Raw genomic sequence first — 16,468 nt, 5'->3', positions numbered from 1 at the left:
GGAGCGAGGCGTGCGGACGCGGGGGGCCTTCTAGGCTGGCCCGGTGCGAAACGAGCCTCCCGACGAGGTCGACCCGGACTTCCCCCGCGAGTGGGTGGAGTTCCCCGATCCCGCCGACCCCGAGCACGTCGTCCGGGCGGACCTGACCTGGCTGACGTCGGCGTGGACGTGCGTCTTCGGCCGGGGCTGCGCAGGCGTCGTCGAGGGCCGGGCGGACGACGGCTGCTGCAGCCACGGGGCCTTCTTCACCGACGAGGACGACCTGCACCGGGTGACCGCCGCGGTGGCCGACCTCACCGGCGAGGACTGGCAGCTCGCCCCGGTCGGGCGCGGCGCGTGGACCGAGGAGGACGGCGCCGACGACGAGGACGACGCCACCCGGTCGCTCCGGACCCGCGTGGTGGACGGCGCCTGCGTCTTCCTGAACCGGCCGGGGTTCTCCGGCGGCACGGGGTGCGCGCTGCACCGGATGGCGCTGCGCACCGGCCTGCACCCCCTCACCACCAAGCCGGACGTGTGCTGGCAGCTGCCGGTCCGCCGCGAGCAGGAGCACGTGGACCGCCCCGACGGCACGCGGGTGCTGGTCTCGACGATCGGTGAGTTCGACCGGCGCGGGTGGGGGCCCGGCGGTGCCGACCTGCACTGGTGGTGCACCGGCTCCCCGACGGCGCACGTCTCCCCCGAGCCGCTGGTCGAGACCTACGCCGCGGAGCTGGTCGCGCTGCTCGGGGCGCCGGCCTACGAGGAGCTACGCCGGCTGGCCGAGCTCCGGCTAGACCTGGGCCTGATCGCCCCGCACCCCGCCAGCCCGGCGCTCGCCGGGCCGGTACCCCTCCAGCTGCACCGGCGGCGCCCCGACGCGTGACGCCCCGCCGGTCCGGAAGGTCTGCCGGTAGGAGCGCGGGGAGACCCCGCGCCGGCGGGCGAACTGCTCGCGCAGCCCGGCGGCGGTCCCGAAGCCCACCAGCCGGGCGATCTCCTCGACGGGCGCATCGCTGTTCTCCAGCAGCTCCTCGGCCGCCGCCAGCCGCTGCGCGAGCACCCAGGCGTGCGGCGTCGTCCCGGTCGTGGCCTTGAACCGCCGAGCGAAGCTGCGCGGGCTCATCAGGGCCCGGCGCGCCAGGACGTCGACCGACAGGTCCTCGGCGAGGTGCCGGCCGGCCCACTCCAGGACGACGCCCAGCAGGTCGTCGGAGCAGGCGGGGACCGGGGCGTCGACGAACTGCGCCTGGCCGCCGTCGCGGTGCGGTGGGACGACCATCTCCCGGGCGAGCGCGTTCGCCGCTGTCGCGCCCCACTCGCGGCGCACCAGGTGCAGCAGCGCGTCGACGCCGGCCGCCGTCCCCGCACCGGTGATCACCTGCCCGTTGTCGACGTAGAGGACGGCAGGGTCGACGTCGAGAGCGGGGAACCGCGCGGCGAGCTCCCCGGCGTACTTCCAGTGCGTGGTCACCCGCCGCCCGTCCAGCAGGCCGGCGGCGGCGAGCACGAAGGCCCCGGTGCAGTGGCTCACCAGGATCGCGCCGCGGGCGGCAGCGGCCCGCAGCGCGTCCAGCAGCTCCGCCGAGGGGTCCTCCTCGAACACCTCCCAGGCGGTGATCAGCACGATGCCGGAGCGCTCCAGGCGGTCGAGGCCCTGCTCGACGACGATCGGGATGCCGGTGTCGGTACGGAGCACGCCGGGCCGCTCGGTGACCAGCGCGAAGTCGAAGACGGGCAGGCCGAGGGCGCGACGGTCGTAGCCGAACACCTCGGCGGCGACCCCCACCCCGAAGCTGCCGACGAGACCGTCGGCCACGACGGCGCTGACGACGACGGGAGCGGCGCCGGTGCCGGGCGCGGTGCTGGGCATGCACAGATGATGGCAGAAATCATGCGATGCCGGTCGTTCCTGCCACTCGTCCCGCCGGCCCGACCGGCGCAGGCTGCCGGCATGCTGCTGATCACCTGCCCCGTCACCCGCTCCGACGAGCTGGTCGCCGACCGGCGGATCCGGTCGGTCACCAACCACCCGACGCACATCGGGCTGCACGTCGAGTGCCCCGCCTGCGGCGCCGTGCACGCGTACCGGACCGGCCGCCGCTGGGAGGCCGCCCGGGCCGCGCGCGCCGCCGCACCCGCCCGGGAGGCGAGGGAGCTGCACCCGGCCTAGCATCGAACACATGAGCGAACCGAACGCCGCGGACCAGACCACCGAGAAGGACCCGGACGAGTGGGTCACCGGTGACGAGCCCGCCACGGGTGCGCAGAAGAGCTACCTCGAGACGCTCGCCCGGGGCACCGACGAGGAGATCCCGGAGGACATCTCGAAGGCCGACGCCTCGAAGAAGATCGACGACCTGAAGTCGTAGGACCCCGGCCCCGTCCCGGGTCCCACCCCGAGCGTGCGAGGGGTGGGGAGACGGGTGCCCTTCCTCAGGCCTCCAGCTTGTAGCCCAGACCCCGCACCGTCAGCAGGTACTTCGGGTTCGCGGGGTCGGGCTCGAGCTTGGCCCGCAGCCGCTTCACGTGGACGTCGAGGGTCTTGGTGTCGCCGACGTAGTCCGATCCCCACACCCGGTCGATGAGCTGGGCCCGCGTGAGCACCCGGCCGGCGTTGCGGAGCAGGAACTCCAGCAGGTCGAACTCCTTCAGCGGGAGGGCGACCTGTTCCCCGTCGACCGCGACGACGTGCCGCTCGACGTCCATCCGGACCGGCCCGGCGGTCAGCACCCCGCCCTCGACGGGCGCCGCCTCCGCGGCCTCGCCCCGTCGGCGCAGCACCGCGCGGATGCGCGCGACCAGTTCGCGCGCCGAGTACGGCTTGGTCACGTAGTCGTCGGCACCGAGCTCGAGGCCGACGACCTTGTCGATCTCGGCGTCCTTCGCGGTGAGCATGATGATCGGCACGTTGCCGCGGGACCGCAGCGCCCGGCAGACCTCGGTGCCCGGCAGGCCGGGGAGCATCAGGTCGAGCAGCACGATGTCGGCGCCGCCGCGGTCGTACTCCTCCAGCGCATCGGGCCCGGTGGCGGCCACGACGGTCTCGAAGCCCTCCCGCCGCAGCATGTAGGACAGGGCGTCGGAGAAGGACTCCTCGTCCTCGACGACCAGGACTCGGCTCATGGGGTCTCGCTCTCCAGTTTCTGCGTTGCGGGGACGGACGACTCCGCCGCCGGGTTCTCGGCGGGGCCGGCGAGCGGGATGCGCAGGGTGAACGTCGAGCCCAGCCCTTCCTCGCTCCAGACGGTCACCGAACCACCATGGTTGCTGGCGACGTGCTTGACGATGGCCAGGCCCAGCCCGGTTCCCCCGGTGCTGCTGGCGCGGGACTGGTCCACCCGGTAGAAGCGCTCGAACACCCGGTGCCGGTCCGCGCGCGGGATGCCGATGCCGCTGTCGGTGACGGCGATCTCCGCGAACCCCGACCGCGCCCGGGCGGCGACCGCGACCCGGCTCCTGCCCTCGCTGTAGGCCACCGCGTTGGCCAGCAGGTTGGTCACCGCCGTGACCAGCTGGCTCTCCACCCCGCGCACCACCAGCCCATGCTGCCCGCCGACCACGATCTCCAACTCCTTGGCGCGGGCGGCGGTGCGTGTGCGGTCGACCGCCTCGCCGAGCACCCGGTCGACCTCCACGGGCACCAGGTCGGGCAGCGGCTCGCCGCCCTGCAGCCGGGAGAGGTCGATCAGCTCCCGCACCAGCCGACCCAGCCGGTCGGCCTCGTGGGTGATCCGGGCCGCGAAGCGCTGCACCGCCTCGGGGTCGTCGGCCGCCCCCTCGATGGCCTCGGCGAGGAGGGCCAGCGCCCCCACCGGCGTCTTGAGCTCGTGCCCCACGTTCGCGACGAAGTCGCGGCGCACCGCCTCCACCCGCCGCGCCTCGGTGACGTCCTGGAGCACCAGCGCGACCTGGCCGGGAGGCGGGGTCGTGCCGCCGTCGAGGCGCACGCCGTGCACACCGACCAGCCGCGGCCCCCCGCCGACCACGTCACCGGGCAGCCGGACGTCCACGCGGCGGGAGCCCCCGCCGCGCACCGCCCGGGCGAGCGTCAGCAGCTCGGGCACCAGCAGCCGGGTGCCCCGCACGATGCCCAGCGCCCGGGCCGCCGGGTTGGCCAGCAGCACGGCGTCGTCGATGCCGACCACCACGACCGCCGGATCCATCAGCTCCACCAACCGCCGAGCCAGCACGTCCTCGGGCAGCGCGACGGCCGCCCCGTCGAGGGGGCGGCGCCCCAGCTCGCGGCCGGAACGGAGGATGATGGCGGCGGCCACCACCCCACCCAGGAGGAGGCCGACCACCAGGGCGACCAGTGGACTCACGGCCCAGATGCTAGGTGTGCCGGGGCCGGGCACCATGATCCGGCAAGAGGTTCACCGCTCGGACGGGTCAGTGTTCACCGGCGATAGGGCCGGAGTTCACCCCTCAGCGGCCGGAACGGTCCCCGGCGCGCCTACCGTCGCCGGGGAATCACGACGAGAGGACGACCGTGCGGGACACTTACCACGAGGAACTCGAAGACATCAACACCTGCCTGGTGGAGATGGCCAACTCCGTGGGCTCGCAGATGAGCACCGCCACGACGGCGCTCCTCGACGCCGACGTCGCCCTGGCCGACCGGGTCATCGCCGGCGACGACCAGATCGACGCCACCCGGGAGAGCATCGAGCAGCGCACGTTCACCCTGCTCGCCCGCCAGCAGCCGGTGGCCGGCGACCTGCGGACCATCACGGCGGCCATGCGGATCGTCGCCGACCTCGAGCGCATGGGCGACCTCGCCGCGCACATCGCCAAGGTGGCGCGCATGCGGTTCCCCGACCACGCGGTGCCGCAGGAGGTGCGCCCGGCCTTCCTGGAGGCCGGCAACGTGGCCGAGCTGCTCATCGCGAAGACGGCGACGGTGATCGCGAAGCGGGACATCGAGGCGGCGCGGGAGCTGGAGACCGACGACGACGCGATGGACCAGATCCACCGCGGCCTGTTCCGCCAGCTGCTGAGCGAGACCTGGCCGCACGGCATCGAGTCGGCCATCGACATCACGCTGCTGGGTCGCTACTACGAGCGCTTCGCCGACCACGCGGTCAGCGTGGCCCGGCGGGTCTGCTACCTGGTCACCGGCGAGCGCTGGGAGTCCGAGGCGACCGCATCGTCGTCCTGACGGACGGCACCGCGGCCTGGAGCCGCTCCCTGCTGGGCTGAGCCCGGCGCTGCCGACTCCCCCGGGGAATCCCCGGGTCCCCTCCGTCGCAGCGCCCGCAGGGGGCGGCTCCCGCGCTTCCTCACCGACCCCTGCGGGGCCGGCCCGTCAGCGCTTGCCCTGGTTCTTGACGGCCTCGATGGCGGCCGCCGCGGCGCCGGGGTCGAGGTACTCGCCGCCCGGCTTCACCGGCCGCAGGTCGTCGTCGAGGTCGTAGCGGAGCGGCACCCCGGTCGGGATGTTGAGGCCGACGACCTCGTCCTTCCCCATGTCGTCGAGGTGCTTCACCAGCGCGCGCAGGCTGTTGCCGTGGGCGGCGACCAGCACGGTCTTCCCCAGCCGCAGGTCCGGCACGATCGCGTCGTACCAGTACGGCAGCATCCGGACGACGACGTCGGCCAGGCACTCGGTCGCCGGGCGCGCCTCCGGCGGGAGGAACGAGTAGCGGGCGTCGCCGTCCTGGCTGTACTCGCTGCCCGGCTCGATCGGCGGCGGCGGGGTGTCGTAGGAGCGGCGCCAGGTCATGAACTGCTCCTCGCCGTACTCGGCGAGCGTGGCGGCCTTGTCCTTGCCCTGCAGCGCCCCGTAGTGCCGCTCGTTCAGCCGCCAGGAGCGCCTCACCGGGATCCACTGCCGGTCGGCCTCGTGCAGCGCCAGCTCAGCGGTCATGATCGCCCGGCGCAGCAGCGAGGTGTGCGAGACGTCGGGCAGCAGCCCGTGCTCGGCCATCAGCCGTCCGCCGCGGGCAGCCTCCTCGCGCCCCTTCTCCGTGAGCGGCACGTCCACCCAGCCGGTGAAGAGGTTGGCCTTGTTCCACTCGCTCTCGCCGTGGCGGAGCAGCACCAGGGTTCCCGTCGAGGTCGTCACGGCGATCATCCTGCCCGACGCCGCCGCCACGGGCAGCAGGGCCGTCAGGCCAGGGCCAGCTCCCGCTCGCCGTCGCGCGCCCAGCACACCGCCGCGGTGACCTCCTCGCTGCCCGTGGGCACGGCGAGGGCCGCGCCGCGGCCGGGCACCGGTGCGGCGCACCCTCGTCAACACTCCGTTGCGCTATCGGGTCACTGCGTGGCCGAGGACACCCGTCTCGGCCGGCCCGGCAGCCAGAGCAGCACCACCACCGCCGCGACGAGGGTCGCGGCCGCCGTCCCGATGGCCGTCACGTGCATCGCCGTGACGAACGCCTCCCGGGCGGGCTCGATCACCGCGGTCGCGGCCCGCGCGACCTCCGGCGTCCCCTCGGCCTGCGCCCGGCGCACGGCGTCCAGCGTGGCGACGACCGACTGCCGGGCGTCGTCGCGCGCACCGGCCGGGAGCCCGTCGGCCACGGACCCCAGCTGTGCGGAGTAGGTGGCGGCCAGCAGGGAGCCCAGGATCGCGACGCCCAGGGCGCCGCCCACCTGCCGCACCGAGTTGTTGACCGCGGCACCGGCGCCGGCCTTCTCCCGCGGCACCACGGACATGATCGACTCGGTTGCGGGGGCCATGACCGCGCCCATGCCGAGCCCCTGCACGGAGAGCACCACCAGCAGCAGCCAGACGGGGGAGGTGAGGTCGAGCAGCTGCACCCCGAGGAACGACAGGGTGATGAGCAGGAAGCCGGTCGCGCAGACGGCCTTGGCCCCGAACCGCTCGGCCAGCCCGGAGCTGCGGGGCGCCATGAGCGCCATGCCGAGCGCGACCGGGATCAGCGCCGCGCCGCTCTGCAACGGCGAGTAGCCGCGCGCGCCCTGCAGGTAGAACACCAGGTAGAACGTCGCGCCGAGGAGCGCGAAGAAGTTCAGGCCGAGGGCTGCTGCGGCGGCGGAGAAGGCCGGGTTGCGGAACAGCGAGACGTCGAGCGCGGGGTGGGCCGACCGGCGCTGCAGCCAGACGAAGACGGCCAGCAGGACCAGACCGCCGAGCAGGGGTACGAGGACGCCCGGCGTCGTCCACCCCGCTCCCCCGCCGCCGTGGATGATGCCGTAGACGAGGCCGGCGAGCGCGACGATCGACAGCAGCACGCCCGGCACGTCCAGCCGGCCGGGGTTGGGGTCCCTCGACTCCGGGACGAAGGCGAGCACGGCGACGATGCCCAGCGCCGCCACGGGGACGCCGACGAGGAAGACCGCGCCCCACCAGAAGTGCTCCAGGACCGCGCCCCCGGCCAGCGGGCCGCCGGCGACGGCGATCCCGGCCGTCCCCGCCCAGACGCCGATGGCGCGCCCGCGCTCGCGGGGCGGGAAGACGTTGGTGATGACCGCCAGCGTCGTCGGCTGGACCGCCGCCCCGCCGATGCCCATCACCGCCCGCCAGGCGATGAGCTCCAGGGGGCTGTCGCTCAGCGCGGCGAACACCGACCCCACGGCGAAGATGCCCAGCCCGATCAGCAGCACCCGCCGGCGGCCGATCCGGTCGCCGATGACGCCCCAGGTGAACAGCAGGCCGGCGAACACGAGGATGTAGGCGTCGACGACCCACTGGAGCTCGCCCTGGCTGGCCTCCAGCTCCCGCTGCAGCGTCGGGAGGGCGACGTTGAGGATCGTGTTGCCCATGATCACCACGAGCAGGCAGACGGTCATGGTGGCCAGCACCCACCACCGGCGGGCGTAGCCGGGCCCCGCGCCCTCGCCGGGTGCCTCGGCACCCGGCTGCGACCTGTCCGTCGCCGTCACGCCCCGGGCGCCGGGTCGGCGCCCCGCCCTCCCGCGGCCGGGCGGCGCGAGGGGTCGGCGAAGGCCGCGAACGCCTCCAGGTTGCGCAGCGACTCCCCGCGCTTGACCCGCCACTCCCACTCGCGGCGGATCGACGTGCCGAACCCGATCTCGAGCATGGTGTTGAAGTGGTCGTCGGCGTAGCTGAGGACCGCCCCGAGGAGCCGGTCGAGCTCCTCGGGCGTGACGGCGGCGTGCGGCAGCCGGCCGGTCAGGTACACGTCGCCGACGGAGTCGATCGAGTACGAGACGCCGTACATGCGGGCGTTGTGCTGCAGCAGGTAGGTCCACAGCTGCTCGCGGTTCTCGTCGGGCTGGCGGCAGACGAACGCCTCCACGCGCAGCGCGTGATCCCCGACGATGAGCCCGCAGACCGTCTTCAGCTTCTTCGTCCCCGGCAGCTCCACGAGCCACGTGCCCGGCCTCGGGTGCTCGTGCACCAGCTCGCTGTCGCGCAGGGTCCGGTCGATGACGGCGTCGAGCTCCTCGATCGTCCGGTTCACCGCGCGACCCCCATCCCGGGCAGGGCCCGCAGCGGCCCACCCCGGCGGTCGCGCACCGGGCGGGCCGGCGGCGCCGCCATGTCGGCGGCCGCGGCGACGTAGGCGTCGACGAGCGCGTCGGCGGTGCGGTCCCAGGAGAAGCCGGCCGCGTGCCGGCCGGCGCCCGCGGCCAGCAGCTCCCGGCGGGCGAGGACCGAGCGCACCGCGGCGGCGTAGTCGTCGGCCCGGTGGCCGTCGACCAGCACACCGGAGACACCGTCGCGCACCGCCGTCGGCAGGCCGCCCACGGCCGCCGCGACGACGGGGGTGCCGCAGGCCTGCGACTCCAGCGCCACCAGGCCGAAGGACTCGTTGTGGCTGGGGACGACCGTCACGTCCGCGGCCCGGTAGAACTCGGCCAGCCGCGCGGGCGGCTGCGGCGCGTGGAAGCGGACGACGTCGCCGATGCCCAGCGAGCGGGCCAGCTGCTCGAGCTGCCGGGGAGCGTCCAGGCCCGTGCCGCTGGGCGCACCGACCACGTGCACCTGCAGCCGGGAGCGCAGCGCCGGGTCGTCGGCCAGCAGGCGGGCCGCGGTGTGCAGCAGCACGTCGGGAGCCTTGAGCGGCTGGATGCGCCCGACGAACAGCAGCACGACGGCGTCGTCCGGGACGCCGATCGTGCGGCGGGCCGCCGCCCGGCTGCCCGGCCGGAACCGGTCGAGGTCGACCCCCGGCGGGACGACGAGGGTGCGCGCGGGGTCCGCGCCGTAGAGGCGCACCAGCTGGCGGGCCTCCTCGTCGGTGTTGGCGATCAGCCGGTCGGCCTCGGCCACCACCTGCTCCTCCCCGATCACGCGGGCGCGGGGCTCGGGGCGGTCGCCCGCGGCCAACGCCTCGTTCTTGACCTTGGCCAGGGTGTGCGCGGTGTGCACCAGCGGCACCCCCCACCGGTCGCGGGCCAGCCAGCCGACCTGCCCGGAGAGCCAGTAGTGCGAGTGCACGACGTCGTAGTGGCCCGGCTCGTGCTGGGCCTCCGCGCGCAGCACCGCGGCCGTGAACGCGCAGAGCTGGGCGGGCAGCTCCTCCTTGCCCAGGCCCTCGAACGGCCCGGCGCTGACGTGCCGCACGGTGACGCCGGGCGTCACCTCCACCACCGGGGGCAGCTCGCTGGAGGTGGCGCGGGTGAAGACGTCGACCTCGATGCCCTGGGCGGCCAGCCGGCGCGACACCTCGACGATGTAGACGTTCATGCCGCCGGCATCACCGGCACCGGGCTGGTCCAGCGGGCTGGTGTGCACCGACAGCGTCGCCACGCGCGCCGGGCGGCCGGCCCGGGGGAAGCGGCGAGCGGGCACGACGGACCTCCGCTCTGCTCTGCGAGGGCCCCGACCGGCACCCCTGTCGGTACTCCATCCTGCAACAGCGCCAGGATGGGCACATGTCAGGTTCCTCACCCCCGGCCCCCGCGGGGGCCGGCGCCCTGCCCGGTACCGGCCGCACCGCCGTCGTCACCGGCGCCTCGAGCGGGATCGGCGCGGCCACGGCCCGCCGGCTGACCGCCGAGGGCTTCGACGTCGTCGTCGGCGCCCGCCGCCTCGACCGTCTCGAGGCGCTCGCCTCGTCGATCGGGGCCCGGGCCCTCCCCCTCGACGTGACCGACCCCGGCTCGGTGGAGGCGTTCACCGCCGCCCTCGACCGCGTCGACGTGCTGGTCAACAACGCGGGCGGGGCGTTCGACACCGCGCCGGTGGCCGAGGCCGACCTGGACTCGTGGGCGCGCACCTACGAGGTGAACGTGCTCGGGACCGTGCGGCTCACGAAGGCCCTGCTGCCGGCGCTGCGCGCCAGCGGCGCCGGGGACGTGCTGTTCGTCGGCTCCACCGCGGGGCTGATCTCCTACGAGGGCGGCGCCTCGTACACGGCGGCCAAGCACGGGGTGCACACGCTGGCCGAGACGCTGCGACTGGAGCTCTGCGGCGAGCCGGTCCGGGTGATCGAGATCGCCCCCGGCATGGTGAAGACGGAGGAGTTCTCGCTCAACCGGACGGGCTCGCAGGAGCGGGCCGACGCCGTCTACCGCGGGGTGCGCGAGCCGCTGGTGGCCGAGGACGTCGCCGACTGCATCGCGTGGGCGGTCACCCGCCCGCACCACGTCAACGTCGACCTGCTCGTCGTGCGGCCGCGCGCCCAGGCCGCCCAGCACAAGGTGGCCCGGGAGGAGTGACGATGCAGATCCGCGAGGCGACCGGCGCCGACTGGCCGGCGATCCACCCGATCTTCCGTGCGGTCGTCGACGCCGGGGAGACCTACGCCTATCCCGCCGGGCTCTCCTCCGAGGAGGCGCGGGCGCTGTGGATGGAGCCCCCGCCCGGACGCACGTTCGTCGCCGTCGACGGCGACCGGGTCCTGGGCAGCGCGAAGACGGGCCCGAACCGGCCGGGGCGCGGCTCCCACGTGGCGACGGCGAGCTTCATGGTCGACCCGGCGGCGCAGGGCCGCGGCGTGGGCCGCGCCCTCGGCGAGCACGTGGTAGCGGCGGCGCGCGCGGGCGGCTACCGGGCGATGCAGTTCAACGCCGTCGTCGAGACCAACACGGCGGCCGTGCGCCTGTGGCGGTCACTGGGCTTCCGCGTCATCGGCACCGTGCCGGAGGCGTTCGAGCACCCCGAGCACGGCTACGTCGGCCTCCACGTCATGCACCTGGACCTGACCGGCGGCTGACGGCACGGTCGCGCCGGGTGGGGCCCGGAGGGTCCCGCGCAGGCGCGACTCAGCGGCTCAGCGCGATGGGGGGACGGCAACTGGTGGCGGTGTCGCCCGGTAGGGCGACGGGGTCGTCGGCTCGCGCTCCAGGGTGACGCCGAACCGCTCCCGCACGGTGCCGACCACCCGATCGGCGAAGGCCAGCAGCTCCGCCGCCGTCGCGCCGTCGGAGGTGGTGAGGGCCAGGCTGTGCCGTGACGACGTCCCCACCCGCCCGTCCCGGGTGCCGCGGCCGAAGCCGGCGTGCTGCACCAGCCACGCGGCGCTGAGCTTGACCAGGCCGTCGCCGGCCGGCCAGCTGGGGCACCCCTCGACGGCGTGCCCGGCCGGCACGACCGGGTTGGTGAAGAACGACCCGGCGCTGCGGCAGTCGGGGTCGGCCGGGTCCCAGACCATCCCCTTGCCGCGGCGCAGCGCGAGGACGGCGTCGCGGACGGCGGCCAGCGGCGCCCGCTCACCGATCTCGACGCCGAGGGACCGGGCCAGCTCCGCGTAGCCGACCGGCCGGGAGAGCTCGCCGGGGTGCAGCGCGAAGGCCACCTCGAGGACGACGAACCGGCCGGGCTCGCGCTTGAGCCGACTGTCCCGGTAGGCGAACCCGCACTCGGCCGGCGCGAGCGTGCGCTCGGCCTTCTCGGCGCGGTCGTACACGCGCACGCCGGTGATGGTCTGCGCGACCTCCTGGCCGTACGCGCCGACGTTCTGCACCGGCGTCGCCCCGGTCGACCCGGGGATCCCCGACAGCGCCTCCACGCCGGCCAGCCCGTGGGCGACCGTGTAGGCGACCAGCGCGTCCCAGTCCTCCCCCGCCTGCACGGTGAGGCGATCGCCCGCCCGCTCGATCCCGCGGGAGCGGACGGCGACCACGTCACCCCGCCACCCCTCGTCCGGGGCGATGAGGTTCGAGCCGCCGCCGATGAGCAGCAGCGGGCGGCCGGACTCGTCGGCGTCGCGGACCGCTGCCACGAGCTCGGCGGCCGTCTCCACCTCGATCAGCCGCTCGGCGGGACCGCCCACGGCCAGGGTGGTGAGCTCCGCCAGCGGGACCCCGGATCGCACCTGCACGGGGACGACGGTAGCCCGGACTAGGCTCCCACCCGGTGAGCGAGCCTGGCAACGACCACAAGCGCCGGGCCTCGCTGTCCCCTCAGCCGCAGCGCAAGGCGCCCCGGCTGGCCGCGGGGCGGGCGCGGGCACTGGGCCTGCCCACCCGTGGGACCACCAACGCCAACCGGCTGCGCCGGGTCGACCGGTGGCTGGTGGCCACGCAGGTGCCGCGGCTGCGGGACGCCGCTCGTCCGCTCGTCGTGGACCTGGGCTACGGCTCCTCCGCCGTGACGACGCTGGAGCTGGCCGAGCGGCTGGGACCGGAGGTCGCCGGCCTGGAGGTCGTCGGGCTGGAGATCGACCCGGCGCGGGTGGCGGCCGTGGCCGCCGACCGGGATCCGCCGCGGGTGGACTTCCGGGTGGGCGGGTTCGAGCTGGCCGGGCTGCGGCCGGTCCTGGTGCGGGCCTTCAACGTGCTGCGCCAGTACGACGAGGAGTCCGCGGCGCGCGCCTGGGACACCATGCGCGGCGGGCTCGCCCCCGGCGGGTTGATCGTCGAGGGCACCTGCGACGAGTGGGGGCGGCGCTCGGCCTGGGTGGCGCTGGACGCCGACGGCCCGCTCACCCTGACGCTCGCGGCGCGCGTCTCCGACATCGCGACGCCGTTCGATCTCGCCGAGCGGCTGCCCAAGGCGCTCATCCACCACAACGTGCCCGGCCAGCCGGTCCACGAGTTCCTGCGCGCCTTCGACGCCGCCTGGGCCGCCGCCGCCGGGATGAGCGCCTTCGGCCCCCGCCAGCGCTGGACGACGGCGGTGGAGGCGCTGGGCGCGCAGGGGTGGCCGCTGGTGGGCTCCAGCCGGCGCTGGCGGCACGGCGAGATCACCGTGCGGTGGTCGGCGGTCGCCCCGGTCTGAGCGGGCCTCAGCCCTCGTCCGGCACCGGCGTCACCGGGCACTCGACCACCACGGCGGCCATCCCGGTGCCCGATCCGCTGTCGTGCAGCTCGCCGGGCTCCCAGAGGACGGCGTCCCCCGCCGCCAGCGCCACCCGGACACCGTCACCGCCGGCCGCCCAGCCCTCCCCGGAGACCACCGCGAACAGCTGCCAGAGGCGCGTCTCGTGCCGGCCCAGGACCGCGCCGGCCGCGAAGGTCACCAGGTGCACCGCGAAACCGGGCACCGACTCCGGCACCCGGGCCGGCGAGACCATGGACACCCCACGGCTGCCGAAGGCGGTGATCTCCCGCGGCGGCAGCTCGACCCGGCGCACGTCGGGGACGGTAGCCGCCCGAGCGCCGAGGGTCCCCCCGGGAACGCTCTGCCTCTGCTCCCAGGTGGGAGCAGAGGCAGAGTCTCGCCGGACCCCTGTACCGCCGGCCGTCCCCGGCGCCCACGCGCCCGCAGATGGGACCATGGCCTGCGATGTCAGCGGGGACGGCCGAGCGCCGGATGGGGACGGCGCACCGGTGAGAACTCCCCCGGGGCCGGTCCCCGTCGACGGCGGCACCGCGGAGCTGCTCGCCGACGCCGACCGCGACGGCTCGTGGGTGCTGATGGTGAACGGCACCCCGCAGTCCCACGTGGACCTCGCCGACCCCACCCACCTGGAGTTCGAGTACGTCCGGCGGATCGGCCACGTGCTGGACCTGGCCGCCGAGCCCGGCGCCCCGCTCGACGTGGTCCACCTCGGCGGCGGCGCGCTGACGCTCCCCCGCTACGTGGCCACCACGCGCCCCGGGTCGCGCCAGCGGGTCGCCGAGATCGACCAGCCCCTCACCGATCTGGTGCGCGAGTTCCTGCCGCTGCCGCGCGCCGCCCGGGTGCGGGTGCGGGCCGCCGACGCCCGCGAGGCCCTCGCCGCGCTGCATGCGGACAGCGCCGACGTCGTCGTCACCGATGTCTTCGCCGGCGCCCGCACGCCCGCCCACCTCACCACCGTCGAGTTCGCCGGCCAGGTCGCGCGGGCGCTCCGGCCCGGGGGCGTCTACGCCGCCAACGTGGCCGACGGGCCGCCGCTGCGCTTCGCACGCGGCCAGGTCGCCACGCTCCGCACCGCCTTCCGGCACGTCTGCCTGCTCGCCGAGCCGGGCATCCTGCGAGGCCGGCGCTTCGGCAACCTGGTCGCCGTCGCCTCCGACGCCGAGCTGCCGCTCGCGGAGCTCAGCCGCGCGTGCGCCCGCGACCCGATGCCGTCGCGCGTGGTCGACGGCATCGAGCTGGACCGGTTCACGGGCAACGCCCGGCCGGTCCTCGACGCCGATGCGCAGCCCTCGCCCGAGCCACCCGCCGGCGTGTTCGGCCGCTGACCACCCGACCGTCTGCGCGGAACCCGAGGCCACGAGGACGAGACGAACTCGTCGCACGGACCTAGGCTGGCCGCGTGACGACACCTGCGCCGTACCGGCTGCGCCGGGACACCCGCCACAAGATGGTCGCCGGCGTCTGCGCCGGCATCGCCCGACGTTTCGGGCTCTCGCGCAGCGGCCTGCGCGTGGCCTTCGTGCTCTCCTGCGTGCTCCCGGGCCCGCAGTTCGTGGCGTACCTGCTGCTCTGGATCATCATCCCGGCCGACGACCGGCCCTGAGCCGGGTCGACGGGGCGGCCGCCTGCTACCAGGTGTTGTCGCGGCGCATCCCGCCGACGGCGGGACGCACGTCGACCAGGTAGACGATCGCCGCGATGACCGCGGGCAGCCCGAGCAGCGACAGCGGGGTCTTCAGCCAGAAGATGACCAGCAGGGCCAGGCCGGTGATCGCCGCCCAGGCCGGCTTGGTCAGCTTGCCGGCGGCGACGTACCCGGCGGCCGGCCGGATGAGGGCGTCCACGAACGCCCAGGCGGTCAGCCCCAGGGACGCCCAGTACAGGATGAGCAGCAGCCATCCGTCGAACACGCCCATGCCCCGAGCCTACCCGCGCTCCGCCGTCCGCCGGACCAGCGAACCGGCAGACTCGCCCGAAGGGAGGGGCTCGCCGGACGCGACAGGGCCCCGGAGCGCTGGTCGCGGCTCCGGGGCCCTGGTCGGTGGCGCCGTGGCGTCAGTTCTTCTTGGTGGGCACCGCGGTCGGGTCCGCCGGCTTGGCGGCGCGGGCCCGGGTCACGCGGGCCGAGGTGGCCTTGGCCGGGGACTTGCGGGCGGCCGAGGTGCCCTTCTTGGCGGGCTTGGCCTTGGGCGCCGCGACGGCCTCCTCGGCGACGTCCTTGGTCGCGTCGGCGGCGTCCTCGAGCTTGTCCTCGGCCTTGGCCGCCGCCTTGGTGGCCTTCGCCGCGGTCTTCTGCGCGACCGAGGTCACCTCGTTGGAGGCCTCGACCACGGCCTCCGCGCCGTCCTCGAGCGCGTCCTCGAGAGCGTCCTCGACGGTGTCGACGGCCCGCTCGGCGCGACGGACGACGCGGCGGACACCGGGCTGGCGGCGCAGGTCCTCGACGACGACCGCGCCGCGCTCGGCCAGGGTCTCCACCGTGGCGGCGGCCTGGGTGCGGGCGGTCTCGACCAGCCCGGCGACGGTGCTGGCCAGCACCTCGGGACGGACGGCGTCGGCCAGCTGCTGGGCGGTGGTGCGGGCGGTGCCGGCGGCCTCGGCGGCCCGGGTGCGGGCCTCCTTGACGGCCAGGTCGGCCTGGACCTGCGCCTCGCCCGGCAGCGCCTCGGCGGTGCTGCGGAACTGCGCGACGACGGTGCGGGCCCGCTCGACGGCCAGGTCACCGGCGCCGACGAAGGCCAGCAGCGGGGTGCGGGCCTGCTCGGCGAGCGTGCGGCCCTGGGTCACGGCGAACTCGCCGTACTGCTTCACGGTCTGCGTGGGGGTCATGCGGAACTCCTCAGGAGTGGGGGAAGGGGGTCAGCCGGCGGCCGGGGACGAGGCCCGGTGCTCGCGGACGTAGGTCTCGTAGAGCTCGAGCAGGACGGCCTTGTGCCGCTCGGAGAGCGCGTCGTCGTTGCGGATCGCCGCCACGGTGTCCGGGTTCCCGGAACGCCGGTCGAGGATCCCCGCCTGCTCGTAGAGCGTCTCGGCCGAGATCTTCAGGCCCCGGGCGATCGACGCGAGGATCTCCGCCGACGGCTTGCGGAGGCCCCGCTCCACCTGGGACAGGTAGGGGTTGCTGACCCCGGCGGTGCGGGCCAGCTCGCGCAGCGAGACGCGCGCGGCGCTGCGCTGCTCACGGATGAAGTCACCTACCGACGAGCCGACCGCCGAGACGCTCGGTGCGTCGGCGACGGTGTCGGCCACGCTGCCGGCGACCCGGTCCACCCTCTCGCGGACCGTGGTCACCTGGTCGCGGACGAAGTCACCAGGGGTCTGCAC

21 protein-coding genes are annotated in these 16,468 nt (G+C 75.2%); 9 read left to right on the top strand and 12 right to left on the bottom strand.

Features of this window, described 5'->3' with window-relative positions; all coding sequences use genetic code 11:
• The first annotated feature begins 43 nt into the window (after positions 1 to 43).
• Positions 44 to 865 carry a hypothetical protein gene (locus tag ACI8AG_RS05705; protein ID WP_456596256.1) on the top strand — a complete coding sequence of 274 codons (822 nt, stop codon included), beginning with the start codon at positions 44 to 46 and terminating at the stop codon, positions 863 to 865.
• On the opposite strand, the gene ACI8AG_RS05700 is transcribed toward ACI8AG_RS05705, so the two are convergent.
• Positions 773 to 1,852, bottom strand: coding sequence for a helix-turn-helix domain-containing protein (locus ACI8AG_RS05700; protein WP_456596255.1), 1,080 nt, complete (start codon positions 1,850 to 1,852; stop codon positions 773 to 775). The genes ACI8AG_RS05705 and ACI8AG_RS05700 overlap by 93 nt on opposite strands.
• A gap of 81 nt (positions 1,853 to 1,933) precedes the next feature.
• On the opposite strand from ACI8AG_RS05700, the gene ACI8AG_RS05695 reads away from it, so the two are divergent.
• A complete protein-coding gene (locus ACI8AG_RS05695; RefSeq protein ID WP_456596254.1) occupies positions 1,934 to 2,152 on the top strand; it encodes a hypothetical protein in 219 nt (72 codons plus the stop codon).
• A gap of 10 nt (positions 2,153 to 2,162) precedes the next feature.
• Positions 2,163 to 2,351: a DUF3072 domain-containing protein gene (locus ACI8AG_RS05690; RefSeq protein ID WP_456596253.1), complete on the top strand. Its 189-nt coding sequence runs from the start codon at positions 2,163 to 2,165 to the stop codon at positions 2,349 to 2,351.
• Between the two features lie 64 nt (positions 2,352 to 2,415).
• On the opposite strand, the gene ACI8AG_RS05685 is transcribed toward ACI8AG_RS05690, so the two are convergent.
• Both ACI8AG_RS05685 and ACI8AG_RS05680 read right to left on the bottom strand, forming a co-directional pair.
• Positions 2,416 to 3,105 (bottom strand): winged helix-turn-helix domain-containing protein, encoded by a 690-nt coding sequence (locus ACI8AG_RS05685; protein WP_456589151.1) that lies wholly within the window; start codon positions 3,103 to 3,105, stop codon positions 2,416 to 2,418.
• A complete protein-coding gene (locus ACI8AG_RS05680) occupies positions 3,102 to 4,304 on the bottom strand; it encodes a sensor histidine kinase (RefSeq protein WP_456596252.1) in 1,203 nt (400 codons plus the stop codon). Before ACI8AG_RS05680 ends, ACI8AG_RS05685 begins: the two co-directional genes overlap by 4 nt.
• 167 nt (positions 4,305 to 4,471) lie before the next feature.
• On the opposite strand from ACI8AG_RS05680, the gene phoU reads away from it, so the two are divergent.
• A complete protein-coding gene (phoU, locus tag ACI8AG_RS05675) occupies positions 4,472 to 5,140 on the top strand; it encodes a phosphate signaling complex protein PhoU (protein ID WP_456596251.1) in 669 nt (222 codons plus the stop codon).
• Between the two features lie 147 nt (positions 5,141 to 5,287).
• On the opposite strand, the gene ACI8AG_RS05670 is transcribed toward phoU, so the two are convergent.
• The 4 genes from ACI8AG_RS05670 to mshA form a co-directional block, all read right to left on the bottom strand.
• Entirely contained in the window at positions 5,288 to 6,055 is a 768-nt protein-coding gene (locus ACI8AG_RS05670; RefSeq protein WP_456596250.1) for a phosphoglyceromutase, read from the bottom strand.
• 182 nt (positions 6,056 to 6,237) lie between these two features.
• Positions 6,238 to 7,830 (bottom strand): MFS transporter, encoded by a 1,593-nt coding sequence (locus ACI8AG_RS05665; RefSeq protein ID WP_456596249.1) that lies wholly within the window; start codon positions 7,828 to 7,830, stop codon positions 6,238 to 6,240.
• On the bottom strand, positions 7,827 to 8,372 hold the full coding sequence (locus tag ACI8AG_RS05660) for a YbjN domain-containing protein (RefSeq protein WP_456596248.1): 546 nt from the start codon (positions 8,370 to 8,372) through the stop codon (positions 7,827 to 7,829). The genes ACI8AG_RS05665 and ACI8AG_RS05660 overlap by 4 nt, the downstream gene beginning before the upstream one ends.
• Positions 8,369 to 9,706 (bottom strand): D-inositol-3-phosphate glycosyltransferase, encoded by a 1,338-nt coding sequence (gene mshA / locus ACI8AG_RS05655; RefSeq protein WP_456596247.1) that lies wholly within the window; start codon positions 9,704 to 9,706, stop codon positions 8,369 to 8,371. The genes ACI8AG_RS05660 and mshA overlap by 4 nt, the downstream gene beginning before the upstream one ends.
• A gap of 83 nt (positions 9,707 to 9,789) precedes the next feature.
• Between mshA and ACI8AG_RS05650 the strand changes: the two genes are divergently transcribed.
• Entirely contained in the window at positions 9,790 to 10,575 is a 786-nt protein-coding gene (locus ACI8AG_RS05650) for an SDR family oxidoreductase (RefSeq protein WP_456596246.1), read from the top strand.
• Between the two features lie 2 nt (positions 10,576 to 10,577).
• Entirely contained in the window at positions 10,578 to 11,072 is a 495-nt protein-coding gene (locus ACI8AG_RS05645; RefSeq protein ID WP_456596245.1) for an N-acetyltransferase family protein, read from the top strand.
• A gap of 57 nt (positions 11,073 to 11,129) precedes the next feature.
• Here the strand turns inward: ACI8AG_RS05645 and ACI8AG_RS05640 are convergent, their stop codons facing one another.
• The gene (locus ACI8AG_RS05640; RefSeq protein ID WP_456596244.1) at positions 11,130 to 12,311 is read right to left on the bottom strand and encodes a UDP-N-acetylmuramate dehydrogenase; all 1,182 of its coding nucleotides are present in this window, start codon (positions 12,309 to 12,311) and stop codon (positions 11,130 to 11,132) included.
• Between ACI8AG_RS05640 and ACI8AG_RS05635 the strand changes: the two genes are divergently transcribed.
• Positions 12,215 to 13,078 (top strand): class I SAM-dependent methyltransferase, encoded by an 864-nt coding sequence (locus tag ACI8AG_RS05635; RefSeq protein ID WP_456596243.1) that lies wholly within the window; start codon positions 12,215 to 12,217, stop codon positions 13,076 to 13,078. The two genes, ACI8AG_RS05640 and ACI8AG_RS05635, sit on opposite strands and share 97 nt — an antisense overlap.
• Positions 13,079 to 13,085: 7 nt before the next feature.
• On the opposite strand, the gene ACI8AG_RS05630 is transcribed toward ACI8AG_RS05635, so the two are convergent.
• Entirely contained in the window at positions 13,086 to 13,433 is a 348-nt protein-coding gene (locus ACI8AG_RS05630) for a cupin domain-containing protein (RefSeq protein WP_456596242.1), read from the bottom strand.
• 196 nt (positions 13,434 to 13,629) lie between these two features.
• On the opposite strand from ACI8AG_RS05630, the gene ACI8AG_RS05625 reads away from it, so the two are divergent.
• Together ACI8AG_RS05625 and ACI8AG_RS05620 are read left to right on the top strand one after the other, a co-directional pair.
• On the top strand, positions 13,630 to 14,469 hold the full coding sequence (locus ACI8AG_RS05625; RefSeq protein ID WP_456596241.1) for a spermidine synthase: 840 nt from the start codon (positions 13,630 to 13,632) through the stop codon (positions 14,467 to 14,469).
• Between the two features lie 74 nt (positions 14,470 to 14,543).
• Entirely contained in the window at positions 14,544 to 14,747 is a 204-nt protein-coding gene (locus tag ACI8AG_RS05620; protein ID WP_456589164.1) for a PspC domain-containing protein, read from the top strand.
• Between the two features lie 25 nt (positions 14,748 to 14,772).
• Here ACI8AG_RS05620 and ACI8AG_RS05615 read toward each other — a convergent pair whose 3' ends face one another.
• From ACI8AG_RS05615 to ACI8AG_RS05605, 3 genes are all read right to left on the bottom strand, one after another.
• Positions 14,773 to 15,060 (bottom strand): DUF2516 family protein, encoded by a 288-nt coding sequence (locus ACI8AG_RS05615; RefSeq protein WP_456589165.1) that lies wholly within the window; start codon positions 15,058 to 15,060, stop codon positions 14,773 to 14,775.
• A gap of 139 nt (positions 15,061 to 15,199) precedes the next feature.
• On the bottom strand, positions 15,200 to 15,973 hold the full coding sequence (locus tag ACI8AG_RS05610) for a hypothetical protein (RefSeq protein ID WP_456589166.1): 774 nt from the start codon (positions 15,971 to 15,973) through the stop codon (positions 15,200 to 15,202).
• 30 nt (positions 15,974 to 16,003) lie between these two features.
• Complete coding sequence (locus tag ACI8AG_RS05605; RefSeq protein ID WP_456589167.1) at positions 16,004 to 16,468, bottom strand: helix-turn-helix domain-containing protein; 465 nt, start codon at positions 16,466 to 16,468, stop codon at positions 16,004 to 16,006.

Source organism: Blastococcus sp. SYSU DS0552, assembly GCF_054050815.1.
This window is presented reverse-complemented; position numbering and strand designations above follow the sequence as displayed.

Coding starts and splice junctions, on each gene's coding strand:
- ACI8AG_RS05700 (WP_456596255.1), bottom strand. CDS start 1,852: ATGCCCAGCACCGCGCCCGGCACCGGCGCCGCTCCCGTCGTCGTCAGC.
- ACI8AG_RS05695 (WP_456596254.1), top strand. CDS start 1,934: ATGCTGCTGATCACCTGCCCCGTCACCCGCTCCGACGAGCTGGTCGCC.
- ACI8AG_RS05690 (WP_456596253.1), top strand. CDS start 2,163: ATGAGCGAACCGAACGCCGCGGACCAGACCACCGAGAAGGACCCGGAC.
- ACI8AG_RS05685 (WP_456589151.1), bottom strand. CDS start 3,105: ATGAGCCGAGTCCTGGTCGTCGAGGACGAGGAGTCCTTCTCCGACGCC.
- ACI8AG_RS05670 (WP_456596250.1), bottom strand. CDS start 6,055: ATGATCGCCGTGACGACCTCGACGGGAACCCTGGTGCTGCTCCGCCAC.
- ACI8AG_RS05650 (WP_456596246.1), top strand. CDS start 9,790: ATGTCAGGTTCCTCACCCCCGGCCCCCGCGGGGGCCGGCGCCCTGCCC.
- ACI8AG_RS05645 (WP_456596245.1), top strand. CDS start 10,578: ATGCAGATCCGCGAGGCGACCGGCGCCGACTGGCCGGCGATCCACCCG.
- ACI8AG_RS05615 (WP_456589165.1), bottom strand. CDS start 15,060: ATGGGCGTGTTCGACGGATGGCTGCTGCTCATCCTGTACTGGGCGTCC.
- ACI8AG_RS05610 (WP_456589166.1), bottom strand. CDS start 15,973: ATGACCCCCACGCAGACCGTGAAGCAGTACGGCGAGTTCGCCGTGACC.